Below are 25,341 nucleotides of genomic sequence, written 5' to 3' on the forward strand. Positions count from 1 at the left end.
TCCAAAGCGGCGCGGGCCCGCGCAGATCCTGCGCCGGCGTTCTCGCGTCGAACGCCGGCGTTTTCGCGGACACAGGACAATCGCCGTCAGATCCGCCTGTCTCCGCCACATCTCCTGATTCCACAACGCGGGGGCCCTCCCGCGGGTGGACGTGTCGAACGCGGGCGGATACGCGCCGGCGGGGACGCATCAGTGCTCCTGCACAGGCCGCACGTTTGCGGCTTTGTCCACGGCGGAACGACAACAGTCCCCCACACAGCCCCGTGCCAGGCATCCTGCTCTGCATGTCCACAACGGTTGCCCTCTTCGACTGGCTGACGCTGCAACACGGGGTCGCCCACACCTCGGCCGCTCGCGCCGCCGGCTTCACAACGCGTCGGATTGCGGACGCCGTCGACGCCGGCGAAGTCTTGCGCGTACGGCGTTCCTGGCTGGTGTCGCCAGCATGCGATCCGCGCCGCGCTTCTGCCGCACGGCTCGGTGGGCGGGTGACGTGCGTCTCCGGTGCCGCGCTTCGGGGCCTGTGGGTCCCGTCCGAGGAGACGGTTCACATCGCCGTACCCGGCACCGCATCCCGGCTCGACACGGAGGGCCTGACGGTGCACTGGTCGACGGGTCCCGCGCCCGTCGTTCGCAACTCTGTCGACGACCACCCGCTCAACATGCTCTTCCACGCCGCGCGGTGCCTTCCTGTCGCGGATGCAGCGATGCTCTGGGAGTCCGCCATCCGCAGAGGCGTGGTCGGCGCGGACCAGCTACCCCGCGTGCAGTGGCGCTCTTCAGCGGCATCCGAATTGGCGGATCTGGCGTCATCCCTGTCGGATTCCGGGTTGGAGACCCGCTTCGCCTGGATCATGCGGGGGTGCGGCGTGCGGGTGGCGCAGCAGATCTGGATCGACGGTCATCCGGTCGATGGCCTCATCGGCGAGTCGCTCATCGTGCAGATCGATGGTTTCGCGTACCACCAGGCCGCCGACCGCCGCCGAGACATCGCCGCCGACGCGCGACTTGTGCTGCGCGGCTACACGGTGCTGCGCTTCGACCATCAGCAGGTGCTCTTCGCAGGGGACGACGTCCGGGACACCGTACTGACCGCGATGGCGCAGGGTCTGCATCGGCGACGCGTGTCCTGACCCTGCCGCGGCGTGCACCGGATCAGGAGTTTTCGCGGAGACAGGCGGATGCCGCCAAGAACGGCCTGTACCCGCGAAAACTCCTGATCCCGCGAACGCATCCCGCGGGAGCGGCACGGCGCGGGGGGCACGGGTGGGCGGCTACTTCTCCTGGATGCCCCACGGGGAGCCGTAGCCCCCCGGCGCGGGAGCGGCGAGAAGGTCGAGGAACGGACGGGCGGGGAACGCCTCCGGACCGAGAACGCCGGCGCCCGCCCAGGCACCGGATGCGAGCAGCTCGAGGGCGATCACCGGATTGATGGCTGTTTGCCACACCACGGCCTGCGAGTTGTACTCCGCCATCGTGTGCTCGTTGTCGGCGACGTGGTAGAGGTACGTGGACCGCGGGGCACCGTCCTTGCCGGTCCCGGTGACCCACACTCCCGCGCACGTCTTGCCGCTCATCCTGTCGCCGATCGTGGCGGGGTCGGGCAGGACCGCCGCGACGACGTCGCGCGGCGACACCTCCACCCCCTTCACCTTCACGCTCTCGGTGCGATCCAGCCCGAGCTTGTGCAGGACCTTCAATACCTTGATGAACTCGTCGCCCAAGCCGTACTTGAAGGTGACCCGCTTCGCTTTCGTCCATCGCGGCATGAGTAGCACCTCTTCGTGCTCGACGTTGACGCACTCGACCAGCCCGATGCCGTCGGGGAAGTCGAACATCTCGGGCTCGCTGAACGGCTCCGTCGTGTACCAGCCGCGGTCGCGTTCATAGATGACCGGCGGATTGAGGCACTCCTCGATCGTCGTCCAGATCGAGAACGAGGGCGCGAAGTCGTAGCCGGCCACGACGAGATTCGCCCCGTCTCGGACGCCGAGTTCGTCGATGTCGGAGAACAGCTCGTCCTCGGCATACCGTGCGAACACGTCCGAGAGCCCCGGTTCCACCCCGATGCCGACGAGCGCCAGCAGTCCCTTGCTCTCCCACGCGTCCGCGCGCGCGAACTGCTCATCGCCGAGCTTGACGCCGGTCAGCTCGTGCGGATGCTCGGGATGCCGCGTGGACAGGCTCATCGCCATGTCGAGGTAGGTGGCACCGGCGGCATAGCAGCCGTCGAAGATCGGCACGACGAACCGCGGATCGACCGCGTTCAGGACGTGCGTGATGTCGTGCTCGCGGATGAGATCGGCCACCGACTCGGGACGGGATGCATCCACCTGGGCTGCGCTCAGACGTGGGTCGCCCAGCTCGGCGATCAGCGTCTCGGGGCGGGCCGGGTCGTAGTCGGCGATGACGAGCGCGTCATAGAAGGAGCGCCGCACGGCGATCCGGGCGGCGGCCGACCCGACGCCGCCGGCGCCGAGGATGAGAATGCGCATGCGTGCTCCTCAGACCAGCCCGCCGTCGACCGACCGCAGATAATCCGACGGCTCCTCGGGCACGAGGACCGGCGTATCCCGGTTGAGGCTCTCCCCACGGAAGAAGGGCTTCGACCTCGGGAAGAGGAACCACAGGAACATCAGCAGCACGCCTACGGCGAGCGCGCCGATGCCGACCACGAAGGTTCCGCCGACGCCGAGAAGCACCGTATACCCGTAGTCGACGTCGTACATGTCGATGGCCGACTGGACGAATGCGTAGGTCAGCATCAGGGCACCTGCCAGGGGCAGGATGCCGCGGTAGACGAGGTTGCGTGCCGAGCTGAAGAGGTCCCGCCGGAAATACCACACGCAGGCGTAGCCGGTGATGGCGTAGTAGAACGCGATCGCGAGGCCCAGCGACAGGATCGAGTCCTGCAGGATGTTGTCGCTGATGAGGGTCATCCCGATGTAATAGAGGATCGCGACCACGCCCATGACCAGCGTCGAGAAAGACGGCGTCCGGTACCGCGGATGCACGTTCGCGAACCGCTTCGGCAGAGCCTTGTACGCGGCCATCGCGAGGGTGCCGCGGGCCGTGGGGAGGATCGTTGTCTGCGTGGATGACACCGCCGAGATCAGCACCACGACGATGAGCACCCAACCGAGCGGGCCGAAGAGTCCCTCCCGGAGCGCGAGGAACACGTCGTCGGCGTTCGCTTCGTTTCCGAGGCCGGTGCCGGTTTCGCCGAGTCCGGCGTACATCATCGCCGCCACGGTCACGCCCACGTACGTCACGAGCAGGATGACCGTGGTCAGCACCGCCGCGCGGCCCGGGATGCGCTGGGGATCCTTGGTCTCCTCGTTGAGGGCGAGGCACGTGTCCCATCCCCAGTAGATGAACACCGCGAGCAGAACCGCCTCGGTGAAACCGCTCCATTCCGTGAACCCGAACGGGTTGAACCAGGCGATGTCGAAAGGCGTGGGGTCGGGCGCTGATCCATCGAAGAACTTCCACAGTGCGACGACGACGAAGGCCGCCAGGACGAGGTACTGAATCCCCAGCAGCACGTTCTGGATGCGTTCGCCGATCTCGACCCCGCGCCAGCTCACCCAGGTCATCGCCGCGATGAAGACGACGCCGGTCGCGGTGACCAGCGGCACGTTCTCGGAGAGCGACCCGTCGCCGATCAGCGACCAGAAATAGATGCCGGCGATCTGCGCGAGGTTGGCGAGAACGACCATCCCCGCCACCGCGACGCCCCAGCCACCCATCCAACCCACCCACGGACCGAACGCCTTGGTCGCCCAGGTGAACGTGGTGCCACAGTCGGGCACGGCATTGTTCAACTCACGGTAGGCGAACGCGATGAACAGCATCGGGAGGAACGCCAGGACGAACGCGATCGGCGCCTGCGCTCCGACGGCGAGCACGACGAATCCCAGCGTCGCGACGAGCGAGTACACCGGCGCCGTGGAGGCCAGGCCGATGACGACCGATCCCCACAGCCCCAGTGACCCCGCAGCCAGTCCCTTGCCGTCCGGGCGGTTCAGTTCCGTGGTGGCCATCTGCTGAAGGTAGGGCTCCGTGCGGTTCACGGTCAAGCAATCGCCGACGGTGTCACCGCGACGCGACGGGGCGGTCCTCCCGCATACTCCCATGCCCGGCCTCCGTGCGGCTGGGCGTAGGGCGGGAGGTCACGGTCGCCGGTGAGAACGCGGAGGTCGCGCCCGCACCCCGCGTCGATGACGAGGGCCGAGCTCGACCGCATCCGCTCCAGCAGGCGCGGGCGGGCCATCCACTGCTCCGGGTCTCCGACGAGCACGACACGCCCGCCCGGCTCGGGCTCCGCCGGGTCGCCCGGGGCTTCCACCCCCCGGAGTCGCACCCCGCTGCGCTCCCAGCGCTCGAGCGCCGGAGCGGAGCCGCGACGGGTGATGAACCCGGACACGCCGATCGGCGGATGCCACAGCTCCACGACAGCCGGCGGTGTCGGCTGCGGAGCATCCGGCGCGAGGGCGACCTGCACGACCTTCCGACCCATCACTCCGCGGCCGGGAGGGGCTGCGGGGGTGAAGTCCGACGCCTCTCCCCCGGCCGCGACGTGCTCCGCCCGCGTCGGCGTGGCAAGGATGAGGCGCGCAGGGAAGAGATCCGCGACGCGGCCCGCGAGGCCGGTCAGTCGCTGCGCCCCCGCGAACACCTGGATGCCGAGGGACCCGGCATCGCGGATGAGGCGCTCCACGGCCTCTGCCGCCGCGCGGCCGTACTCGTCGGGCAGTCGAGCGGCCAGCGCGTCGAGGTCGTCCAGGAACACGGCTGTGCCGCCGGCCGGTGGATGCACCGCCGCGGTCGATAGGGCGTCCCAGGCCTGTTCCGGGTCGGTGCCGACCCAGAGCCGGGTGGGCACCTGCGCGGCGATCGTGCGGAGGGCCGTGGTCTTGCCCGATCCCGGCCCGCCCACGACGAGGAGCCCCCTCTCCGATCGGCTGAGCAGAGCCGCGTCCTGCCGTTGCTGCGCAGGGTCATCGCGCATGCCGAGGACGATGCCCGGAGCAGGCGCCCGGATGTCGTCGAGGCGCACGGTCGTCGGCAGCTCGGGGAGCCAGCTGGCGCGGGGTTGCGGACCGGCACCCATCCCGGCCACGGCCAGATCTGCCGGCGCCGAGAGCGCGATCCGCACGCGGGCCGCGCGGGTGTCGGCCGCGCGGCGGATCAGGGCGATGCCTCGTGCTTCGGGTCCGCCCGACAGGGCGGCCGCGTCGGGGGTTCCGACGATGGTGGTGCTGTCGTACGGGTCGGCGACCCGCAGGCTGATCCGCAGCCCGCAGTTGGCCAGGAGCGCATCCCGGACGACACCGCCCGCGCGCTGGGTACCGAGGATCAGGTGGATGCCGAGGGCCCGGCCGCGCGCGGCGAGATCGGCGAAGAGCGGCTCGAGGTCGGGGTGGGCGGTGCGAAGCGCCGCGAACTCGTCGACGATCACCACGAGGCGCGGAAGATCGACGGCCGCGACATCCCGAGCGCCCGCGTGAGCCAGGAGGGCCTCGCGGTGACGGATCTCCGCGCGCAGGCTGTCGATGGCCCGGCCGGCACTGCGGGCATCGAGGTCGGTGATGACGCCCGTGACGTGCGGGAGCGCGGCGAGCGGCTCGAAGGCCGTTCCCCCCTTGAAGTCGGCAAGGAGGAACGTGACGTCGGCCGTGGAATACCGCGCGGAGAGCGCCGTGACCCACGTGACAAGCAGCTCGCTCTTCCCCGCACCGGTCATCCCGGTCACCACCGCATGCGGACCATCGCCGACGATGTCGACCACATACGGTTCGCCGCCCGACATGCCGATCGCGACGGGAAGCCCCATGCGCGCGCGTTCCCTCCCGGCCGCTCTCACAGCGGACAGCGGAAGAGGCGCCGCATCGTCGTGCGCGGCGCCACCGCCGGCGACCGAGCGGGCGGCGAGCTCGCCCGCGATGTGCGCCGCCTGCACCGCCCCGATCGCTTCGACCTCGACATCGTGAGCGTCCACACCGACCTCCACGCGTGCGGTTCCCGGACCGGTCAGGGTCACGACGACGTCGCAGCGCGGGGGCAGCGGATCGCCCGGAGCCGTGCACAGCAGGACGATATCCGCTTCGGGAAGCGGCGCCCCGGGCCGCGCCCAGACGACCCTGCGCGCGGCCGCCGCCGAGGCGTGGGGCAGCGCGTGCACCCAGCCTTCCCGGTCGTCACGCGTGGCGATCTCGAACTCGCCCGGTGGGTGCGCCATCGCGACCTGCAGCAACAGGGAACGCATGACCGCCCGCGCGAGCGTGTCGGGCCCCACAACGGCGCACCCCCCGCCCAGGGGGACGGGGACGGGGGCGTTCTCCAACACGCGCGCCGACTGCGCGAGGCGGAGGTCGTCGGGGTGCGACCCCGAAACACTCAGCCGGGTGTCGCTCGGGACGACGCCGCGCCCGGCGACGACGAACCCCGCCCGCTCGGTTCCGGTCCGCCAGATCTGCTCGGGCCGGGCGAGGTAGCCGGCGACGTCGGGGTGACGTGCGTCCCGCAGCCGCCGTTCGATCGCGTGACGCTCGTCGACGTGCTCTCGGGTGCGGGACAGCGCTTCTGCGGCCTCCCGCTCGCCGACACGGCGGTCGCGACGGGTGCTCCGCATCCCGTCCACGATGCCCGCCCCTGCGATCAGCGGACCGAGGAGTGCGAACCACAGTGCGAAGACCGAACCGGTGAAGGCCCAGAACCCGAGCGCTCCCACGACGGGAACCGCCGAGGCGAGCCACGGGACGGCGGGACGTGCGTGCGGTGTCTGTCGGGGCGGGAGAGACAGGGCTGTTCCGTCGCCGCGCCGCGCAGCGACGGAAGGGGGGAAACCGGCGGCGCTCATCCCCCCAGTGCACCGCGTTCACGGTCCGCCGGGGCGGCGGGGGATCGCGTGCGGGGAAACCGCCTGCGCGAGGCGGGTTGGGGAGGAAGAGTCAGTCGGCTCTGCGGTGGACGTCGAGCACGACGATCGTCACGTTGTCGCGGCCGCCGTTCTCCAGCGCCGCGTCGAGCATGGCCTCCACCGCATCCGCCGGATCGGGGTTCTCGTCCAGGAAGTGGCGGATCCCGTAGTCGGTGAGTTCCTTGGTCAGCCCGTCGGAACAGATCACGAACCGGTCGCCGTCCAGCACGTCCAGCCGTACGTAGTCGGGCTTGACGCTCTCCGTCGGGCCGACCGCGCGCGTGATGACGTTGCCGTAGGGGTGGTTCTCGGCCTCTTCAGGGCTCAGCCGTCCCGCGGCCACCAGCTCCTGCACGACCGAGTGGTCGGTCGTGATCTGCACCAGGTCGCCGTCGCGGAAGAGGTACACGCGGGAATCGCCGATGTTGAGAGTGACCCAGTGCGGTGGATGCTGCGAGGTGTCCAGGAACACCCCCGTCAGGGTCGTCCCCGTGCCCTCGTCGGTGGTCTCCGGGTGGGACAGGATGTCTTTCACCGCCCGAACGAGCGCCTTCTCGATGGCTTTGGGGGTGACGCTGCCGTCGTCGACCATGCCGCGGAGGCGGTCGACGGTGCTGGCGCTGGCGATCTCGCCGCCCACATGGCCGCCCATTCCATCGGCGACGACGAACAGGGGGTAGCTGGTGAGCACGGCGTCCTGGTTCGCCTCGCGCCGACGGCCCGTGTCGGTGACCTCAGCCCACGACAGCTCGATCGTCCCGTCCTGCAGGTGGACGGAGCGGGTGCTGGTGGTCACCTGGGGCACGCCACATCCTCCGGTCGAATACGGTCGCCGCGCTGGACCCGTGCGGCGTCCTCACATCCTAATGGACCGGTTCCCGCCCGCCGTGGCATCCCCCGAAGACGACTCATCCGGCCGCGGGGTCTTTGGGAAGCGGCAGGATGGCGTCGATGGCTGCCACGTCGTCTGCGCTGGGTGTCCACGCGGTGGCCGCGGCGGCATTCGCCCGCACCTGTTCGGGGCTCGTCACTCCGGCGATGACGCTCGACACGGGCTGCTGAGCCAGCAGCCACCCGAAGGTCGCCTCGAGCATTGTGATGCCACGCTCTTCGGCGAAGGCGCGGTACGCGTCGAGCCGGTCCCACGGCGCCTCCGACCACAGGTGCGGGCGCTGGCGCAGGATGCGGCTGTCTTCCGGGCCGCCCTCGCGCGTGAATTTGCCGGTGAGCAGGCCGTTGTGCAGCGGAAAATACGGGAAGAATCCCAGGCCGAAGTGTCGCGCCGCCGGGAGCACCTCACGTTCGGCGGCTCGGGCAAGCAGGCTGTACTGGTTCTGCGCCGACACGAAGCGGATGCTGCGATCGGCCGCAGCCGCAGCCTCGGCGATTGCCCACCCGGCGAAGTTCGAGTGCCCGAGATAACGGACCTTGCCCTCGCGCACGAGGTCGCCCAGCGCGTCCAACGTCTCCTCGATGGGCGTCGCCGGGTCGGGGGTGTGGAGCTGGTAGAGATCGATCCAGTCGGTACCGAGGCGCCGCAGCGTCGCCTCCACCGAACGGCGGACCGCCGTGCGTGAGCCCTTGCTACCGCCGCCGATGGCCGGCGCGAGCTGTGCGTGGCCGAACTTGGACGCCAGGACGACGTCGTCCCGCCGGCCGCGCAGCGCCTCGCCCAGCAGCGTTTCGGAGAGGCCGAACTCCTTGCCGTACACATCGGCGGTGTCGATGAACGTCACCCCGACCTCGATGGCCGCGTCGAGCACCGCGCGTGTCCCGTCGAGGGTCTCCGTGCGGGTTCCGGCGCGGCCGAAGTTATTGCCGCCGAGGCCGACCGCGGAAACGAGCAGGCCGGACTCACCGACGCGGCGAAGCGGAACCGAGTTCATCATGGTTCCACGCTATCCCCCACGCGAAGGACCCCCCGCCGGCGGGCGGGGGGTCCTGTGCGGTGCGGGTCTCAGGGGCGCGGCGGCTCCGCTGGTGGCGCAGGCGGCTCGGTCGGCGAGACCGGGGGTTCCGTCGGCGGCTGCGGGGCCGACGGATCGCGCGGCGGGGTCGCGGCGGTCGGCGGCGGCGAGGAGGGCGCCGCGGGGGGCGGGAAGCCGGCAGGCGGCGGTGGCGTCGTGGCGCCGGGGGCCGGGTAACCGGCCGGCGGCGGGGTGTAGCCGGCAGGCGGCGGCGGGTAACCGCCGGGAGCGGGGTAGCCGGGAGCGGGGTAGCCGGGAGCGGCGGGAGGAGTGAGGCCCCCAGCCGACGCCTGCTGCGGAATGCCCGCCCAGACCGTCTTGTCGGCGAGGAACGTGTTGGCCCACGGCGCGGGAGCGATCCGGTCATTCCATCGCGAGCTGTCGAACGCCAGGATGCCGAGCCAGATGAGCGTACCCAGGCCCGGGATGAGCCACAGCAGCAGGTAATACCACTCCTTGCCGAGCTTCTGACCCATACGCCACCCGTACATCACGGCAACCGCGACGGACACGAGGCCGAAGATGAAGCCGATCGCGGGGATCTGCCCCAGCACGGCGCTGGCGATGAGTGCCCCGAGGACGACCCAGGGTGAGACGTCGCCGAGCTTGCCCATGACCATCGTGCTGTAGACGGGCACCCACGCGCGCCACTTCCCCTGCACACCGGCCTTGTCGAAGATCCGCATGAGGAAGAACGACGCGATGACGTAGAAGACGGCGAAGATGAAGAAGAACAGCAGGCCGAAGATGGCGAGAGCCGCAAAGAGCGCCGCCCCGCCGGACGGGTCGTAACCAGGGTCCATGAGATGCCTTCCGAATGTGCGCGCGTGCGCGCGGCGAGGAAGCCCCCGCCGCACACATGCTAGCGATCCTGGGCGTTTCCTGAGCGGTGCCACGGCGACGCGCGGCGGATTGCCTCACACGAAGAGGTCGATCTCCCCCGGTCTGCCCGCTCGCGCCCGCATCCCCGTCGACTCTGCCCAGAGGCAGAACGCGGGCGCCGACGCGACGCGGGGGCGGTGCGTGGCGAGCATCCGGACGAGCTCGCCCTTCGCGTGCTTGTTGAAGTGGTTGAGCGCCCTGACCGCTCCCCCGCCCGAGTCCGTCACGATACGCACGTACGCCGTGTCGACCCCGGCCGGAACGGGACCCAGGGCGGCATACGCCTCGGAGCGGAGGTCCAGCACGAATCCGGGGGCGGAATCGGCCAGCGCCGCACTGACCGCATCGGCCCACACCCGACGCAGCGGCGGAAGGCCCGGCAGCGTCGTCCCGGCTGCGAGCCGGTACGGGGGAATGCGGTCGAGGGCGCCCACCGGGCCGAAGGGTGCCGAGTGGATGAACACGTGACCGCCGAGCCACCGGCGGGATGCAGCATCCAGCGTTGCGGCGTCGAGGGCGTCGAAGAGCACGCCGGTGTAGCGATCCACCGCCGGCAGCGTAGGCGCGGTGCGCAGCGCCGCGTTGACGGCGATCTCGGGGCGCTGTCGAGCGCTGAGCTTGAGAACGCGCGCTGCCTTCTCCTCATCCGCCGACAGCGCGGTGAGCGCATCCACGACCTGCTCGCGCTGCGGGCGCAACACGGGAAGCGCGAGCCGGTCGAGATCGAGGCTCGGCCCCTGGCCGCCCGAGCGCTTCGTCTCCGACGGTGGCAGCAGAATCAGCATCCGCTCCTCCCCCACTCATGCGAGAAACCACATCCCGGACGAGACACCGCGCGTAGCGGTGCGTCTCGTCCGGAATGTGGTTTCTCGGCGTTTGACCTTAGGAGACGAGTGCGGCGTTACCGGCGACGATCGTCAGGTCGTCGCCCTCCATCGAGAGGAACCCGTCCTGGGCGTTGGCGATCACCTTGGAGCCGTCGGCGCGCGTCACGCGCACCTGGCCCTCGGCGAGGATGGCGAGAACCGGCTCGTGACCTGCCATGAAGCCGATCTCGCCCTCGACGGTCTTGGCGACCACGAGGGTGGCCTCGCCCGTCCACACCTCGGCGTCCGCCGAGACGAGGTGCACCTGGAGCGGCATGTCAGCCGTTCTCCTTCTGGATCTGCGCCCAGCGCGCCTCGACGTCGGAGATACCGCCGACGTTGAAGAACGCCTGCTCGGCGACGTGGTCGAAGTCGCCCTTGACGATCGCGTCGAACGACTCGATCGTCTCCTTGATCGGGACGGTCGAACCCTCGACACCGGTGAACTTCTTGGCCATGTACGTGTTCTGCGAGAGGAACTGCTGGATGCGGCGTGCACGCGACACGACGATCTTGTCCTCTTCGCTGAGCTCGTCGACACCGAGGATCGCGATGATCTCCTGCAGTTCCTTGTTCTTCTGCAGGATCTGCTTCACCGAGGTGGCCACGCGGTAGTGGTCCTCACCGATGTAGCGCGGGTCGAGGATGCGGCTGGTGGAGCTCAGCGGGTCCACGGCCGGGTAGAGACCCTTCGACGCGATTTCACGCGAGAGCTCGGTCGTGGCATCGAGGTGAGCGAACGTGGTCGCCGGAGCCGGGTCGGTGTAGTCGTCGGCCGGAACATAGATGGCCTGGAGCGACGTGATCGAGTGGCCACGCGTCGAGGTGATGCGCTCCTGGAGCACACCCATCTCGTCGGCGAGGTTCGGCTGGTAACCCACGGCGGAGGGCATGCGGCCCAGAAGCGTGGAGACCTCGGAGCCGGCCTGCGTGAAGCGGAAGATGTTGTCGATGAACAACAGCACGTCCTGGTTCTGCACGTCGCGGAAGTACTCCGCCATCGTCAGTGCCGACAGTGCCACGCGAAGGCGCGTCCCCGGCGGTTCGTCCATCTGGCCGAACACCAACGCCGTCTTGTCGAAGACGCCCGCCTCCTCCATCTCGGAGATGAGGTCGTTGCCCTCACGGGTGCGCTCGCCCACACCGGCGAACACCGACACACCACCGTGATCCTGCGCGACGCGCTGGATCATCTCCTGGATGAGGACGGTCTTGCCGACACCGGCACCGCCGAACAGGCCGATCTTTCCGCCGAGCACGTAGGGCGTCAGCAGGTCGATGACCTTGATGCCGGTCTCGAACATCTGGGTCTTGGACTCCAGCTGGTCGAAGTTGGGGGCCTTGCGGTGGATGGGCCAGCGCTCGGTGATCTCGATCTTCTCGCCGGGCGCGGCGTTGAGGATGTCTCCGGTCACGTTGAACACGCGACCCTTGGTGACGTCGCCCACGGGGACGGTGATCTGCGCACCGGTGTCGCGCACTTCCTGGCCGCGGACGATGCCGTCCGTCGGCTTCAGGGCGATGGCGCGGACGAGGTCGTCGCCGAGGTGCTGCGCGACCTCGAGGGTGATCTCGGTCGCCTCGTCGCCGATCGTGATCGTCGTCTTCAAAGCGTTGTAGATGTCGGGGATCGAATCGTGGGGGAACTCGATGTCGACGACCGGGCCGGTCACGCGCGCAACGCGCCCGACGACCGCAGTCTTCTCGGCGGTGAGGCTCATGGCTTCTTCTCTTTCGTTTCGGTCTATTTGCCCGACGCGAGAGCGTCGGCGCCGCCGACGATCTCGGCGATCTGCTGCGTGATCTCCGCCTGGCGCGCGTTGTTGCGCAGGCGGGTGTAGTCGGTGATGAGCTTGTCGGCGTTATCGCTGGCCGACTTCATCGCCTTCTGCGTCGCGGCGTGCTTGGCCGCCGACGACTGCAGAAGAGCATTGAAGATACGACTCTGGAGGTAGACGGGCAGCAGCGCGTCCAGCACCGTCTCGGCGTCGGGCTCGAATTCGTACAGCGGATACACCTGGGCACCGGCGGACTCTTCGGCCTCCACGACCTCGAGCGGGAGCAGGCGCACCGTCTCCGGACTCTGGGTCATCATGCTGACGAAGCGGTTGTACACGAGGTGGATCTCATCCACGCCGCCCTCGGATCCGCCGCGGTTGTACGCGTCGATGAGGGTCGCCGCGATCTCTTCCGCGGTGCGGAACTGGGGCGTGTCGGTGTCACCGGTCCACTCGGCCGCGGTGGCGAGGCGACGGAACTGGAAGTACCCGACGGCCTTCCGCCCGACGAGATAGAACGCCACGTCCTTGCCCTGCGAGCGGAGCAGTGACGCCAGCTCCATCCCCTCACGGAGGATCTGCGAGTTGAACGCGCCGGCCAGGCCTCGGTCGGAGGCGAAGATCACCACGGCGGAGCGCTGGATGTTCGCGCGCTCCGTCGTCAGCGGGTGGTCGATGTTCGAGTGCGTCGCGACCGCCGAGACGGCTCGCGTCACCGCCCGTGCGAAGGGCGACGACGCGCGCACCCGCGCCATCGCCTTCTGGATGCGCGAAGCCGCGATGAGCTCCATCGCCTTCGTGATCTTCTTGGTGGTCTGAGCAGAGTTGATCTTCTGCTTGTAGACCCGCAGTTGTGCGCCCATGTCGTGTCCTCGCGCCGCGCTTAGCGGCGGCCCTTGACGATCTTCTCCTGGTTGACGTCATCCACCTCGGCGGCCTCGACGGACTCACTGCCCGGCGTGCCGATGCCCTGACCGTCGCCGGACTGGAACTCGAGGATGAACTGGTCGACCTGCTTCTCCAACTCGGCGGCGGTGTCGTCGTCGAGGACGTTGGTGTCGCGGAGGGTTTCGAGGATCGTGGTGTTGCGGCGGAGATAGTCCAGGAGCTCGCGCTCGAAACGCAGCACGTCCGACACCTCGATCGAGTCGAGCTTGCCGTTGGTGCCGGCCCAGATGGACACGACCTGCTCCTCCACCGGGTACGGCGAGTACTGCGGCTGCTTGAGGAGCTCGGTCAGGCGAGCACCGCGCGACAGCTGGCGGCGGGAAGCGGCATCCAGGTCGCTCGCGAACATCGCGAAGGCCTGAAGCGAGCGGTACTGGGCGAGCTCGAGCTTGAGCGTGCCGGAGACCTTCTTGATCGACTTGACCTGCGCATCGCCACCGACGCGCGACACCGAGATGCCGACGTCGACAGCCGGACGCTGGTTGGCGTTGAACAGGTCGGACTGCAGGAAGATCTGACCGTCGGTGATCGAGATCACGTTGGTCGGGATGTAGGCCGACACGTCGTTGGCCTTCGTCTCGATGATCGGGAGACCCGTCATCGACCCCGCGCCGAGCTCATCGGAGAGCTTCGCGCAACGCTCCAGCAGACGGGAGTGCAGGTAGAAGACGTCACCCGGGTAGGCCTCGCGACCCGGCGGGCGGCGAAGCAGCAGCGACACGGCGCGGTAGGCCTCGGCCTGCTTGGACAGGTCATCGAAGATGATGAGGACGTGCTTGCCGCCGTACATCCAGTGCTGGCCGATGGCCGAGCCGGTGTACGGGGCGAGGTACTTGAAGCCCGCGGGGTCGGAGGCGGGGGCGGCGACGATGGTGGTGTACTCCATCGCTCCGGCGTCCTCGAGCGCGCCCTTCACGGCAGCGATCGTCGAACCCTTCTGACCGATGGCGACGTAGATGCAGCGGACCTGCTTGTTGACGTCGCCCGACGCCCAGTTGTCCTTCTGGTTGATGATCGTGTCGATCGCGATGGCCGTCTTACCGGTCTGGCGGTCGCCGATGATGAGCTGGCGCTGACCGCGACCGACCGGGATCATCGCGTCGATGGCCTTGATGCCGGTCTGCATCGGCTCGTGCACGCTCTTGCGGGACATGACGCCGGGCGCCTGCAGTTCGAGTGCGCGGCGACCCTCGGTCGCGACCTCGCCGAGGCCGTCGATGGGATTGCCGAGCGGGTCGACGACGCGGCCGAGGAAGCCGTCGCCGACGGCCACGGAGAGGACCTCGCCGGTGCGGGTGACTTCCTGTCCTGCCTCGATGCCGGAGAACTCGCCCAGGACGACGACGCCGATCTCGTGCTCGTCGAGGTTCAGGGCGAGACCCTGGGTGCCGTCGGCGAAGCGGACGAGTTCGTTGGCCATGACGCCGGGCAGACCCTCGACGTGGGCGATGCCGTCAGCGGCGTCGACCACGGTGCCGACCTCGGTCGCGGCAGCGCCGGTGGGCTCGTAGGCCGCGACGAAGTCCTTCAGCGCGTCACGGATGACGTCGGGGCTGATCGTGATATCTGCCATTGTCTTCCTTCATGTTGTGGGGCGTTCACGCCCCCAGATGTGCGGTCCTCGCGGACGGCAAGCCTTCTAGATTATCCCGCGAGGCGCTGGCGGAGGCCGGCCAGGCGGGTGGAAATGCTCGCGTCGATCACGTCATCGGCGATCTGCACACGCAGGCCGCCGACCACCGCCGGATCGATCACGACGTTGAGGGACACCTCGGCACCGTAACGGGCCGAGAGCGCCGTCGCCAGGCGGGTGCGCTGCGCGTCGCTCAGCGGTGTCGCCGAGACCACGGTCGCCACAGTGCGTCCGCGCTGGTCGGAAACGAGCCACATGGCGCGATTCAGCAACGAGCGCACGCGGCGGTCGCGCGGCTGCTGCACCAGGGAGGAGACGATGAGCGTCGTCGCCGCGCTCGCGCGCCCTCCGAGCAGTGAGGTGATGAGATCGCCTTTCGCGGCGGGGTCACCCAGGCGGCTCCCGAGCGCGAGCTCGAGCTCCGGGTTCTGGGCGATGGTGCGCGAGAACGAGAACAGCTCGGCCTCGACCTCGTTCCCGGTGGCGCCGATGGCGGCCGCGCGGACGGCGAGCTCTTCGATCCCGTCGACGAGATCGGATGCCCGCGACCAGCGCCGGTCGACAAGAGAGCGGAGGAGCGAAACCGTCGTCGGACGGAACGTCCCGCCGAAGATGTCGGTGATGACCTTTGCCCGGGACGCCGGAGCGGCCGAGGCATCCGCGAGCGCGCCGCTCAGATGCAAGGAGCCACCGACGGCACGTGCCGCGGCGAACAGCTCGCCGGCGACCTCGAGGTCGACGTCCGTTGCCGCGCCGAGCGCTGCGGTCGTCGCCTCGAGCGCCTGAGTGGTCGCGCTACCCATTACTGAGCCGCCTTAGCGTTCTCCGACGCCTCCAGCTCGGCGAGGAAGCGGTCAACGACCGCCTGTGCCTTCTGGTCGTCGGAAAGGGTCTCGCCGATCACGTTGCCGGCCAGGTCGAGTGCGAGCGAGCCGACCTCCCCGCGCAGCGACACGAGCGCCGCCTGGCGCTCGGCCTCGATCTGCGTGTGGGCGGTCGCGGTGATGCGCGCAGCCTCGGCGGATGCAGCATCCCGAGCCTCGGCGACGATCCTCTTGCCGTCCTCACGGGCGGCTTCGCGGATCTCACCGGCCTCCTTGCGCGCCTCGGCGAGCTGGATGGTGTACTGCTCCAGCGCGGCCTCGGCCTGGCGCTGGGCCTCGTCGGCCTTGGCGATGTTTCCTTCGATGGCGGCACCGCGCTCGTCCAACAGCTTCTGCATCCGCGGGAGCACGACGCGCCAGAATACGAAGAGGATGACGACGAAGCACACCGCCGACCAGATGATGTCGTACCAGGCCGGGATCAGCGGACTGGGTGCCGCCTCTTCCGAGTGCTCCGCGGCGAATGCGACAAGAGCGTTCAGCATCTCGTCTCCTTACGTCGTGGGTGCGGGATCAGAAGCCGAAGATGAAGCCGGTCGCGATACCGATGAACGCGAGGGCCTCGGTGAAGGCGATACCGATGAACATCAGGACCTGCAGGCGGCCGGCGAGCTCGGGCTGGCGAGCAACGCCCTCGATCGTCTTGCCGACGACGATGCCCACGCCGATGGCCGGGCCAATGGCGGCGAGGCCGTAGCCGACGGTCGCGATGGAACCGGAGACATCGACGTTTACAGCGGCGAGAACCGTAGTTGCGTCCACGGGGTGTTTTCCTTTCGGTTGGGTGGCTCGGCGTGCGCCGGGCCGCTCAGTGCTCTTCCGCGACCGCGAGCTGGATGTAGACCGCGGTGAGGATGGCGAAGACGTACGCCTGGAGGAAGGCCACCAGGAGTTCGAAGAGAGTGAAGGCGAGTCCGAACGCGAGGGTTCCCGCGCCCAGAGCCGACCACCAGCCACCGAGACCCACGATGAAGAACTGGGTGGCGGCGAAGAACAGCACCAGCATGAGGTGCCCGACGATCATGTTCATCAGCAGTCGCAGCGTGAGCGTGACCGGCCGGATGATGAAGGTCGAGAGGAACTCGAGCGGGATGATGATGATGTACAGCGGCCACGGCACGCCCGAGGGCATGAGGGAGTTCTTGAAGAACTTCCCCGGGCTCTTGCGGACGCCGGCGTAGATGAAGGTCACGTAGGCGACGGCTGCGAGCAGCAGCGGTACGGCGATGACGCTGGTGCCGGCGATGTTCAGGAACGGGATGACCCCCGTGAGGTTCATGAACAGCACCATGAAGAAGATCGTGGTGAGGATCGGCAGGAACCGGTCGCCGTCCTTGCGGCCGAGCAGGTCGTGCGCGATGTTGACGCGGACGAAGTCCAGGCCCATCTCGACGATGCTCTGGAAGCGGCCGGGAACGAGCTTCATGCGTCGTGTGCCGACGACGAACAGAAGAACGAGCACCGCGGTGGCCAGGAACTGGATGAGGTTGATCCGCGTGATGGCGAAGATCGTGCCCTCGAACAGGAGCGCGTCGGGGAAGAACTCGTTGATCGACGGCGGATGGAACTCCGCGTCAGCGGACGCAACGTTCGCGATCAGGGTCGCAGCTTGAGTGAACAGCGCTGGCTCCAGCTTTGGGGCATCGGTGTGGACCGTTGCGACGATGGTCTGTGAGAGCGCCCAGAGCGCACTCGGGGAGTGGGCGGGCGCGATAGTAACTCTATCAAACTACCGGGCCGCCCGAAGCCGCTCAGGCTCGACGGTCCCCCTCATCGGGGTCAACGGGCAGCGACACGTCGCTCGCGTGCGGAATCCGCATGCGCGCCAGGACGATGACATCCACGATCAGCGAGCCCAGGACGCTCGCCACCAGCGCGACGAAGAAGATCACCGGGTCGACCCAGGGCTGGCCGCGCAGGACGAGCAGCGCGACGATGAACAGCACGAGCTTGACGATCCACCCGCCCAGCACGATCGCGAAGAAGATCGGCACGTAGAGCGGATCGCCGAACCAGCGGTTGGCGATCAGGATGCTCGCGGCCGTCACCGCGGAGAAGAACGCTCCGACGAGGACACCGACCAGGGCGCTGGCGACGCCCTCTCCCCCACCGACGGCGAACCCGACGACGGCTCCGGCCACCGCAAGCACACCCGCGACGATGCCGCCCCACGTGAGGGCTGTACGCAGCACGGGAGTGCTGGAGACGGGACTGGGGCTCATGATGCGGGCTCCTCAAGGGGGGCGGGGCGCGCCGGACGGCGCGAGGGAAGAAGGGTCAAGACCAGGCACGCCGCAACGCCGACCACGCCGAACGCGACGCCGATGAGATAGTCACCGGGCCACTCCTGCTGCGTACCGAGGTACATCAGAAGGAAAGAGAAACTCACCACGGCCGTCCATGAGTAGAAGATCAGCACGGCGCCGCGGTCACTGTGGCCCATGTCGAGCATCCGGTGATGCAGATGCTTGCGGTCGGGCGAGAACGGCGACTTCCCCGCGCGCACCCGCCGCAGAACCGCGAGTCCGAAATCCAGCAGCGGCAGCAGGACGACAACGATGGGCAGGAGGATCGGGATGAAGGCACCGAGCAACTGCGAACGACCGAGTTGTTCCGGATCGAGCACCGCGGGATCGATGACGCCGGTGATCGCGACAGCCGAGGTGGCCATGAGGAGGCCCAGCATGAGCGCACCGGAGTCGCCCATGAAGATCTTCGCGGGGTTCCAGTTGAACGGGAGGAACCCGATGCACGCGCCGATGAGGACCGCGGCGAGGAACGACGCGATGTTGAAGTACGTGCTCGCGCCCGTGTCGCGCAGCAACAGGTAGGAGTAAGCGAAGAACACGCCGTTGGCGATGAGGCACACACCGGCGACCAGCCCGTCCAGGCCGTCGATGAAGTTGACGGCGTTCATCACGATGACGATCGCGAAGACCGTGAGCGTGAAGCTCATCCAGCTGGAGCCCACGGTGAGCCCACCGATGGGCAGCGAGTAGATCTGCAGTTGCCCGAACCACGCGATGATGCCGGCCGCGAGGAACTGCGCGCCGAGCTTGATCATCCAGTCCAGATCCCACAGGTCGTCGGCGACACCGATCAGAACGATCACGAAGGTGGCGGCGAGCACCGCGAGCACCGGACCGGGGTTCGCCCAGATGATCGAGAAGAACGTCTGCTGGCTGGAGAACAGGAAAGCCGCTGCCACGCCGAAGAACATCGCCACCCCGCCCAGGCGCGGGGTCGGGGTCTTGTGCACGTCGCGCTCGCGGATGCCCGGGTAGAGCTTGTACCTCAGACTCAGGCGCAGCACCGCCCACGTCAGGACGAAGGTGACCACAGCGGTGAAGAGCACCAGGATGAGGTACTGCTTCACGCGGCGCCGTCCTCGGACGCGGAGCGGGGCTCGGCCGGCTCCTCCGACGAGTGGCGCTCGAGCAGGTCGCCGAGTACCGCGCGCAGTTGATCGAGAGGCACCGCCCCTTCACGCAGGATGCGGACGGTCGGTTCTTCGCTGCCGACGAGGCGCGTGGCATCCACGATCGTGGAGGCGATGCCGAAGGTGCTGGGCCCGGCGTCGAGGTACACCGAGACGGAGTCGCCGAGCATGTCGCGGGCTTCGTCGATCGTGACGGCCGCGGTGAGGCCCGTGCGGTTCGCGCTGGAGACGGCCAGCGGCCCGGTCTCCTCGAGCAGTTCGAGCGCGATGTGGTGGGCCGGCATCCGTACGGCCACCGTGCCCCGGGTCTCGCCGAGGTCCCACGACAGCGACGGCTGCGACGGGAGCACGATCGTCAGACCGCCCGGCCAGAACTCCTGGACCAGCCGCTCGACCGGCTCGGGCACGTCGGCGACGAGCGCACGGAGAGTAGTGACGCCGGCCACGAGGACGGGCGGGGGCTGCTGGCGTCCGCGGCCCTTGGCAGCCAAGAGCGCCGCTACCGCGCGGGCGTTGAAGGCGTCGGCGGCGACGCCGTACACGGTGTCGGTGGGCAGCACGACGAGTTCGCCGCGGCTCAGCGCCTGGCGTGCGTGGCGCATGCCGGAAAGCAGCTGCGCTTCGTCACGGCAGTCGTAAACAGGTGACATATCGCCGCCCAGTCTACGTGCGGCCTCACTGAGATCAGGTTCGACGCGATCGGTCCGCGCGCCACTCCGGCGGCGCAGGCCGCCGACGGCTGTTACCGCCCTCCACCCTCCGCGGCAGTCGCGGAGATCCGGTGGGGGGAATCAGGGGCGGAGGGCGGTGGTGGCGCGGTCGCGCATCGTCAGGTCGGGATGCGTCGCTGCCGCACGCCATCCGTCGGCGGTGAGGATGTCGCGGATCGCGGCGCCCTGCCACTCGCCGTGCTCGAGCACGATCATCCCGCCCGGGTGCGCGAGCCGGAGTCCCACGTGGCTGAGAACGCGCACGACGTCGAGGCCGTCGGCGCCGCCGTACAGCGCGACGGGCGGGTCGTAGAGGCGCACCTCCGGGTCGCGCGGGATCGCATCATCCGGAACGTACGGCGGGTTGGAGACGACGACCGACACCGTGCCGTCGAGGTCGGGGAATGCCTGCTCGAGATCGACGAGCGCCAGTGACAGGTTGTCGGCACCGCTGCGCCGCACGTTCTCCTCCGCCCAGGCGTAGGCGTCGGCGGACTTCTCTGCGGCGTAGACGCGCGCGTGAGGCACCTCGGTGGCCATCGCGAGAGCGATCGCGCCGCTCCCCGTGCCCAGGTCGACCGCCACCGGCGCCGGTGTCGCCGCAGCCCGGAGCGCATCGATCGCCAGCTGTGCGACCACCTCGGTCTCCGGCCGCGGGACGAACACCCCCGGGCCGACCGCGAGCTCGAGGTGGCGGAACGGGGCGCGACCGGTGAGGTGCTGCAGCGGCACGCGCGCGCAGCGGCGTTCGACCAGGCCCTCGTAGGCCGCGGTGGTGGCAGCATCCACAGCATCACCGCGGATGGCGGCGGCCTGAGCCGCTCCCCGCGACGTCCCCAGCACAGAGGCGGCGAGCAGTTCCGCGTCGACCGCGGGGTCGGGAACACCGGCTGCCGCGAGTCGCTCGGTCGCGGCGCGGACGAGCCCGGACAGGGGCACGTCGGCGGCAGCGGCGGCGGGGATGGGCTCGGGCATGGGCTCTCCCACCCTACGGGCCCCCGTCACAGGGGGGTGCGCCCGGGACGTCGCCGGTAGTCTGGAAGCCACACCCGTTCGACGGCGAAAGGCCCGCCATGCCCGGCATCCACCCCGACATCACCTCCGCGTTCGGCGACACCCCGCTCGTGCGGCTGAACCGCGTCGCCGAGGGGGTGGAGGCGAACATCCTCGCGAAGCTGGAGTTCTACAACCCGGCAGGCAGCGTCAAGGACCGCCTGGGCATCGCCATCGTGGATGCTGCGGAAGCCTCCGGCGACCTGCAGCCGGGCGGCACGATCGTGGAGTCCACGAGCGGCAACACCGGTATCGCCCTGGCGATGGTCGGTGCGGCGCGGGGATACCGCGTCGTTCTCACGATGCCCGCATCCATGTCGAAGGAGCGCCGCCTGCTGCTCAAGGCGTTCGGCGCCGAAGTGCACCTCACCGACCCGACGAAGGGCATGTCGTTCGCGGTGGAGGAGGCCAAGCGCATCGTCGACGAGACTCCGGGCGCGATCTGGGCGCGGCAGTTCGAGAACGAGGCGAACCCCGAGGTCCACCGCAAGACCACCGCCGAGGAGATCCTGCGCGACACCGAAGGCAAGGTCGACTACTTCGTCGCCGGCATCGGCACCGGGGGCACCATCACCGGCGTCGGCCAGGTGCTCAAGGAGCGCGTGCCCGGCGTGAAGGTCGTCGCGGTCGAGCCCGCCGACTCCCCCATCCTCACCAAAGGCCACCCGGGTCCGCACAAGATCCAGGGAATCGGTCCGAACTTCGTCCCGGCCATCCTCGACCGCGACGTGATCGACGAGGTCATCGACGTCGAATTCGACGACGCGATCCGCCTCGCCCGCGACACGGCTACGAAGGACGGCATCCTCGTGGGGATGTCCAGCGGCGCCGCCATCTGGGCAGCGCTGGAGATCGCGAAGCGACCGGAGGCCGCGGGCAAGAACATCGTCGTCATCATCCCGTCGTTCGGCGAGCGGTACCTCTCCACCGCGCTGTACGAACACCTGCGCGAGGACTGAGTGGGCGTCGTCGCACGCCTGCGCGAAGACATCGCCGCGGCCAAACTCCGCGACCCCGCCGCCCGAGGCTCCCTGGAGCTGCTGCTGCTGTACTCGGGGCTGCACGCGGTGTGGGCGTATCGCCTGCACCACCGGCTGTGGCGGCGCGGCTTCCGCTTCGCCGCGCGGTTCGTCTCGCAGGTGACGCGGTTGCTGACCGGCGTGGAGATCCACCCGGGAGCGATCATCGGGCGTCGCTTCTTCATCGACCACGGCATGGGCGTCGTCATCGGCGAAACGGCCGAGATCGGCGACGACGTGCTGATGTACCACGGCGTCACGCTCGGCGGGCGCCAGCGCGAGGGCGGGAAGCGGCATCCCACCCTCGGCCACGGCGTCGCCGTGGGTGCGGGGGCGAAGATCCTCGGCCCCGTGACCATCGGTGACGGTGCGGTCATCGGGGCCAACGCGGTCGTGACGCGGGATGCTCCGGCCGACTCGGTGCTCGTGGGGGTGCCCGCCAAGCCGCGCCCTCGCCGGGCCGGCGAAGACACCCGCGCGGTACTGACCGCGCCCGAGTACTCGATCTGACCGCCGCCCCGCCGCCGTAACTCAGGATGAATCGCCCGAATCAGGCCGGCCGACGGCGGAACGGCCCTGACGGGGGCGGATGTCCTGAGTACGGCTCGGCGCGGCCGCGCGCGTGCGTAGGCTCGGGAGGGTGAGCGCACTGCACGAGCTGTCGGCGATCGAGCTGACCGGGATGCTGCGCCGCGGCGAACTCACGCCGTCCGACGTCGCGGCGTACTACCTCGAACGGATCGCCGCGCACGCCGACCTGGGCGCGTTCGCCGAGGTGACCGCGGATGCCGCGCTGCGGCGTGCTCGTGGCCTCGAGGCAGGGCCGCTGTGGGGCCTGCCGCTCGCCGACAAGGATCTCGTCGCCCGGGCGGGCGTCCCGACGCGATACGGATCGCGGGCACGCGCCGACTTCGTGCCCACCGCATCCGACGCCCTCGCCGTGGCACTGGACGCCGCCGGCGCCGTGAGTCTCGGGAAGACCAGCACGTCGGAGTTCGGGATGACCGGGTACACCGAGCCCCGCACTGCTCCCCCGGCCGTCGACCCCTGGGACCACCGCTTCGGTGCAGGCGGGTCGAGCGGCGGCGCGGCCGTCGCCGTGGCGGCAGGGCTCCTCCCCGTCGCACCGGGCTCGGACGGCGGTGGGTCGATCCGCATCCCCGCGGCCACCGTGGGAGTCGTGGGGCTGAAGCCGTCGCGCGGGCGGCTGCCCATCGGATCGGGGCTGGACTCCCCCGACGGGCTCGCGGTGACCGGGCCCATCGCCCGCACCGTGGCGGATGCGGCCTTCCTCCTCGATGCGCTGTGCGGCCTGGCGCCCTACCCGTTCGCCACCGGCGCGACCGACGCCGCACCGTTCCTCCCCGCCACCGGGGGCGATCCACCGCGCTTGCGCATCGGCATCACGACCGTCTCACCGTGGGATGACGACGTCGACATCACGCTGCACCCCTCGGCACGGCAGGCGTTCGACGTGACCGCTGCCGCCCTCGCGGACATGGGCCACGAGCTGCGGGATGCGGCGTGGCAGCCGCAGGGCTACGGACCGCTCTTCCGGGTCCTGTGGCGCGCGAGCGCCGCGCGCATCCCGCTGACCGAGACCGAGCTCGACCTCGTCGAGCCGATCACGGCGTGGCTCGTCCGCGAGGGACGTGCGCTCCAGGCGCCACGGCTGCTCGGCGCGCTCGCCGACGCTCGCGTGTTCGAGCGGGCAACGATCGCGGCGTTCGCCCCGTTCGACATCGTGCTCACCCCCGCCCTCGCGCTCCCCCCGCGTCTGTTGGGGTGGCACGACGCGAACGACGCCGAGCGAAGCTTCACCCAACAGGTGCAGTACGCGCCCTACAGCAGCTTCGTCAACGTCGCGGGCCTCCCCGCGATCGTGCTGCCGGTGACGCGGGACGAGTCCGGGCACCCCGTGAGCGTGCAGCTCATCGGACGCCCGGGGGGCGAGCGGATGCTCCTGGCCGCGGCCGCCCAACTGGAGCGCTGGCGCGGCGCCCTCCCGCATCCTCCCGCCTGGCTCCCCTGACACCGCGAGACTGCACCCCCGCCACGAGACTGCGGCCGTCGCCGGCGGTTTCGTGGCGCAGATGCAGTCTCGCGGTCCGGAGGCCCGAGGTCCGGAGGCCGGAGGCCCGGAGGGTCAGGAGTCGGAGAGGGCGGAGAGTCGCGCTTCCTCGTCGGCGGCGATCGCCGACTCGATGAGCGGGCCCAGGGCGCCGTCGAGCACCTGGTCGAGGTTGTACGCCTTGTAGCCGGTGCGGTGATCCGCGATGCGGTTCTCCGGGAAGTTGTAGGTGCGGATGCGCTCGGATCGGTCCATGCCGCGGATCTGCGACTTGCGCGCATCCGAGGCCGCCGCATCCCGTTCCTCCTGCTGCTTCGCGAGGAGCCGGGCACGCAGCACGCGCATCCCGGCCTCGCGGTTCTGCAGCTGCGACTTCTCGTTCTGCATCGACACGACGATCCCGGTCGGAAGGTGGGTGATGCGCACGGCCGAGTCGGTCGTGTTCACCGACTGCCCGCCAGGTCCGGACGAGCGGAACACGTCGATCTTGAGGTCGTTCGGATCGATCTGCACCTCTTCGGGCTCATCCACCTCGGGGAAGACGAGCACGCCGGTCGTGGAGGTGTGGATGCGGCCCTGCGACTCGGTCGCCGGCACCCGCTGGACACGGTGGACTCCACCCTCGTACTTGAGGTGGGCCCAGACGCCCTGCGCAGGGTCGTTGGACGAGCCCTTGATCGCGACCTGGACGTCTTTGTAGCCGCCGAGGTCGGACTCGTTGCGCTCCAGCATCTCGGTCTTCCAGCCCCGGGATGCGGCGTACTGCAGGTACATCCGCAGCAGATCGGCGGCGAACAGCGCACTCTCGGCGCCCCCTTCGCCCGACTTGATCTCCATGATCACGTCGCGGGCGTCGTCGGGGTCACGCGGGATCAGCAGACGCCGCAAGCGTTCCTGCGTCGCGGTGACCTGCTCTTCGAGAGACGGCACCTCCTCGGCGAACGCCTCGTCTTCCTTCGCGAGTTCCCGCGCGGCGGTGAGGTCGTCGATCGCCTGCGTCCACGCCTCGTACGCGTGCACGATGCGGTTGAGTTCGGCGTACCGGCGGTTGACCCGCTTGGCGCGCCCCGCATCCGCATGGACCGCAGGGTCGTTCAGTTCGAGCTCGACCGCCTTGTGCTCTTCGAGCAGTCCGCGGACCGACTCGAACATTCCCGAGTCGGACACGG

Annotated in this window: 24 protein-coding genes; 4 read left to right on the plus strand and 20 right to left on the minus strand. The window is 69.4% G+C overall.

The features are described 5' to 3' along the window. Positions 1 to 284: 284 nt before the first annotated feature. On the plus strand, positions 285 to 1,133 hold the full coding sequence (locus tag AC4FS1_RS06680; RefSeq protein WP_491153553.1) for an endonuclease domain-containing protein: 849 nt from the start codon (positions 285 to 287) through the stop codon (positions 1,131 to 1,133). Positions 1,134 to 1,274: 141 nt separating this feature from the next. Here AC4FS1_RS06680 and AC4FS1_RS06685 read toward each other — a convergent pair whose 3' ends face one another. The 19 genes from AC4FS1_RS06685 to prmC form a co-directional block, all read right to left on the minus strand. Next, entirely contained in the window at positions 1,275 to 2,495 is a 1,221-nt protein-coding gene (locus AC4FS1_RS06685) for a saccharopine dehydrogenase family protein (protein WP_491153555.1), read from the minus strand. A 9-nt stretch (positions 2,496 to 2,504) separates the two neighbouring features. Beyond that, entirely contained in the window at positions 2,505 to 4,043 is a 1,539-nt protein-coding gene (locus tag AC4FS1_RS06690) for an APC family permease (RefSeq protein WP_491153557.1), read from the minus strand. Between the two features lie 32 nt (positions 4,044 to 4,075). Next, positions 4,076 to 6,862 carry an FtsK/SpoIIIE domain-containing protein gene (locus tag AC4FS1_RS06695; RefSeq protein WP_491153559.1) on the minus strand — a complete coding sequence of 929 codons (2,787 nt, stop codon included), beginning with the start codon at positions 6,860 to 6,862 and terminating at the stop codon, positions 4,076 to 4,078. A gap of 91 nt (positions 6,863 to 6,953) precedes the next feature. Further along, entirely contained in the window at positions 6,954 to 7,727 is a 774-nt protein-coding gene (locus tag AC4FS1_RS06700; protein ID WP_491153561.1) for a PP2C family protein-serine/threonine phosphatase, read from the minus strand. 103 nt (positions 7,728 to 7,830) lie between these two features. Then, positions 7,831 to 8,808: an aldo/keto reductase gene (locus tag AC4FS1_RS06705; RefSeq protein WP_491155665.1), complete on the minus strand. Its 978-nt coding sequence runs from the start codon at positions 8,806 to 8,808 to the stop codon at positions 7,831 to 7,833. Positions 8,809 to 8,879: 71 nt separating this feature from the next. Further along, a complete protein-coding gene (locus AC4FS1_RS06710; protein WP_491153562.1) occupies positions 8,880 to 9,692 on the minus strand; it encodes a large exoprotein in 813 nt (270 codons plus the stop codon). Positions 9,693 to 9,806: 114 nt separating this feature from the next. Then, a complete protein-coding gene (locus tag AC4FS1_RS06715; RefSeq protein ID WP_491153564.1) occupies positions 9,807 to 10,556 on the minus strand; it encodes a YaaA family protein in 750 nt (249 codons plus the stop codon). 97 nt (positions 10,557 to 10,653) lie between these two features. Next, entirely contained in the window at positions 10,654 to 10,914 is a 261-nt protein-coding gene (locus AC4FS1_RS06720) for a F0F1 ATP synthase subunit epsilon (RefSeq protein ID WP_491153566.1), read from the minus strand. Position 10,915: 1 nt separating this feature from the next. Beyond that, positions 10,916 to 12,358, minus strand: a complete 1,443-nt coding sequence (atpD, locus tag AC4FS1_RS06725) for a F0F1 ATP synthase subunit beta (RefSeq protein WP_491153567.1) — start codon at positions 12,356 to 12,358, stop codon at positions 10,916 to 10,918. Between the two features lie 23 nt (positions 12,359 to 12,381). Beyond that, positions 12,382 to 13,278, minus strand: coding sequence for a F0F1 ATP synthase subunit gamma (locus tag AC4FS1_RS06730; RefSeq protein ID WP_491153568.1), 897 nt, complete (start codon positions 13,276 to 13,278; stop codon positions 12,382 to 12,384). Positions 13,279 to 13,298: 20 nt separating this feature from the next. Next, positions 13,299 to 14,936: a F0F1 ATP synthase subunit alpha gene (gene atpA, locus AC4FS1_RS06735; RefSeq protein WP_491153570.1), complete on the minus strand. Its 1,638-nt coding sequence runs from the start codon at positions 14,934 to 14,936 to the stop codon at positions 13,299 to 13,301. A 71-nt stretch (positions 14,937 to 15,007) separates the two neighbouring features. Beyond that, the gene (locus AC4FS1_RS06740) at positions 15,008 to 15,799 is read right to left on the minus strand and encodes a F0F1 ATP synthase subunit delta (RefSeq protein WP_491153571.1); all 792 of its coding nucleotides are present in this window, start codon (positions 15,797 to 15,799) and stop codon (positions 15,008 to 15,010) included. Then, positions 15,799 to 16,365, minus strand: coding sequence for a F0F1 ATP synthase subunit B (locus AC4FS1_RS06745; protein ID WP_491153573.1), 567 nt, complete (start codon positions 16,363 to 16,365; stop codon positions 15,799 to 15,801). The genes AC4FS1_RS06740 and AC4FS1_RS06745 overlap by 1 nt, the downstream gene beginning before the upstream one ends. Positions 16,366 to 16,393: 28 nt before the next feature. After that, positions 16,394 to 16,642 (minus strand): F0F1 ATP synthase subunit C, encoded by a 249-nt coding sequence (gene atpE / locus AC4FS1_RS06750; protein ID WP_491153574.1) that lies wholly within the window; start codon positions 16,640 to 16,642, stop codon positions 16,394 to 16,396. A gap of 46 nt (positions 16,643 to 16,688) precedes the next feature. After that, complete coding sequence (gene atpB, locus AC4FS1_RS06755; RefSeq protein ID WP_491155666.1) at positions 16,689 to 17,501, minus strand: F0F1 ATP synthase subunit A; 813 nt, start codon at positions 17,499 to 17,501, stop codon at positions 16,689 to 16,691. Between the two features lie 130 nt (positions 17,502 to 17,631). Continuing rightward, positions 17,632 to 18,102: a Cg1360 family ATP-synthase-associated protein gene (locus tag AC4FS1_RS06760; RefSeq protein WP_491153576.1), complete on the minus strand. Its 471-nt coding sequence runs from the start codon at positions 18,100 to 18,102 to the stop codon at positions 17,632 to 17,634. Further along, positions 18,099 to 19,256, minus strand: a complete 1,158-nt coding sequence (locus AC4FS1_RS06765) for an MraY family glycosyltransferase (RefSeq protein WP_491153578.1) — start codon at positions 19,254 to 19,256, stop codon at positions 18,099 to 18,101. Before AC4FS1_RS06765 ends, AC4FS1_RS06760 begins: the two co-directional genes overlap by 4 nt. Further along, positions 19,253 to 19,969 (minus strand): L-threonylcarbamoyladenylate synthase, encoded by a 717-nt coding sequence (locus AC4FS1_RS06770; protein WP_491153580.1) that lies wholly within the window; start codon positions 19,967 to 19,969, stop codon positions 19,253 to 19,255. Before AC4FS1_RS06770 ends, AC4FS1_RS06765 begins: the two co-directional genes overlap by 4 nt. A gap of 141 nt (positions 19,970 to 20,110) precedes the next feature. After that, positions 20,111 to 21,004 carry a peptide chain release factor N(5)-glutamine methyltransferase gene (prmC, locus tag AC4FS1_RS06775; RefSeq protein WP_491153582.1) on the minus strand — a complete coding sequence of 298 codons (894 nt, stop codon included), beginning with the start codon at positions 21,002 to 21,004 and terminating at the stop codon, positions 20,111 to 20,113. A gap of 98 nt (positions 21,005 to 21,102) precedes the next feature. On the opposite strand from prmC, the gene cysK reads away from it, so the two are divergent. The 3 genes from cysK (at position 21,103) to AC4FS1_RS06790 (ending at position 24,133) form a co-directional block, all read left to right on the plus strand. After that, positions 21,103 to 22,041 (plus strand): cysteine synthase A, encoded by a 939-nt coding sequence (gene cysK / locus AC4FS1_RS06780; RefSeq protein ID WP_491153583.1) that lies wholly within the window; start codon positions 21,103 to 21,105, stop codon positions 22,039 to 22,041. Beyond that, complete coding sequence (gene epsC, locus AC4FS1_RS06785; protein ID WP_491153585.1) at positions 22,042 to 22,611, plus strand: serine O-acetyltransferase EpsC; 570 nt, start codon at positions 22,042 to 22,044, stop codon at positions 22,609 to 22,611. 130 nt (positions 22,612 to 22,741) lie between these two features. Further along, positions 22,742 to 24,133, plus strand: a complete 1,392-nt coding sequence (locus AC4FS1_RS06790; RefSeq protein ID WP_491153587.1) for an amidase — start codon at positions 22,742 to 22,744, stop codon at positions 24,131 to 24,133. Positions 24,134 to 24,247: 114 nt separating this feature from the next. Here AC4FS1_RS06790 and prfA read toward each other — a convergent pair whose 3' ends face one another. Next, entirely contained in the window at positions 24,248 to 25,324 is a 1,077-nt protein-coding gene (gene prfA, locus AC4FS1_RS06795; RefSeq protein WP_491155668.1) for a peptide chain release factor 1, read from the minus strand. Positions 25,325 to 25,341 lie beyond the last annotated feature (17 nt).

This window comes from Microbacterium sp. Z12_35, assembly GCF_058310475.1.

Excerpts from the sequence above, each read along its gene's own strand:
- AC4FS1_RS06705 (WP_491155665.1), bottom strand. The coding sequence starts at position 8,808 with ATGAACTCGGTTCCGCTTCGCCGCGTCGGTGAGTCCGGCCTGCTCGTT.
- prmC (WP_491153582.1), bottom strand. The coding sequence starts at position 21,004 with ATGCCCGAGCCCATCCCCGCCGCCGCTGCCGCCGACGTGCCCCTGTCC.
- AC4FS1_RS06770 (WP_491153580.1), bottom strand. The coding sequence starts at position 19,969 with ATGTCACCTGTTTACGACTGCCGTGACGAAGCGCAGCTGCTTTCCGGC.
- prfA (WP_491155668.1), bottom strand. The coding sequence starts at position 25,324 with ATGTTCGAGTCGGTCCGCGGACTGCTCGAAGAGCACAAGGCGGTCGAG.
- atpA (WP_491153570.1), bottom strand. The coding sequence starts at position 14,936 with ATGGCAGATATCACGATCAGCCCCGACGTCATCCGTGACGCGCTGAAG.
- AC4FS1_RS06680 (WP_491153553.1), top strand. The coding sequence starts at position 285 with ATGTCCACAACGGTTGCCCTCTTCGACTGGCTGACGCTGCAACACGGG.
- atpD (WP_491153567.1), bottom strand. The coding sequence starts at position 12,358 with ATGAGCCTCACCGCCGAGAAGACTGCGGTCGTCGGGCGCGTTGCGCGC.
- AC4FS1_RS06690 (WP_491153557.1), bottom strand. The coding sequence starts at position 4,043 with ATGGCCACCACGGAACTGAACCGCCCGGACGGCAAGGGACTGGCTGCG.
- cysK (WP_491153583.1), top strand. The coding sequence starts at position 21,103 with ATGCCCGGCATCCACCCCGACATCACCTCCGCGTTCGGCGACACCCCG.
- AC4FS1_RS06710 (WP_491153562.1), bottom strand. The coding sequence starts at position 9,692 with ATGGACCCTGGTTACGACCCGTCCGGCGGGGCGGCGCTCTTTGCGGCT.
- AC4FS1_RS06720 (WP_491153566.1), bottom strand. The coding sequence starts at position 10,914 with ATGCCGCTCCAGGTGCACCTCGTCTCGGCGGACGCCGAGGTGTGGACG.
- AC4FS1_RS06745 (WP_491153573.1), bottom strand. The coding sequence starts at position 16,365 with ATGCTGAACGCTCTTGTCGCATTCGCCGCGGAGCACTCGGAAGAGGCG.
- AC4FS1_RS06685 (WP_491153555.1), bottom strand. The coding sequence starts at position 2,495 with ATGCGCATTCTCATCCTCGGCGCCGGCGGCGTCGGGTCGGCCGCCGCC.
- AC4FS1_RS06760 (WP_491153576.1), bottom strand. The coding sequence starts at position 18,102 with ATGAGCCCCAGTCCCGTCTCCAGCACTCCCGTGCTGCGTACAGCCCTC.
- AC4FS1_RS06715 (WP_491153564.1), bottom strand. The coding sequence starts at position 10,556 with ATGCTGATTCTGCTGCCACCGTCGGAGACGAAGCGCTCGGGCGGCCAG.
- AC4FS1_RS06730 (WP_491153568.1), bottom strand. The coding sequence starts at position 13,278 with ATGGGCGCACAACTGCGGGTCTACAAGCAGAAGATCAACTCTGCTCAG.
- AC4FS1_RS06740 (WP_491153571.1), bottom strand. The coding sequence starts at position 15,799 with ATGGGTAGCGCGACCACTCAGGCGCTCGAGGCGACGACCGCAGCGCTC.
- AC4FS1_RS06695 (WP_491153559.1), bottom strand. The coding sequence starts at position 6,862 with ATGAGCGCCGCCGGTTTCCCCCCTTCCGTCGCTGCGCGGCGCGGCGAC.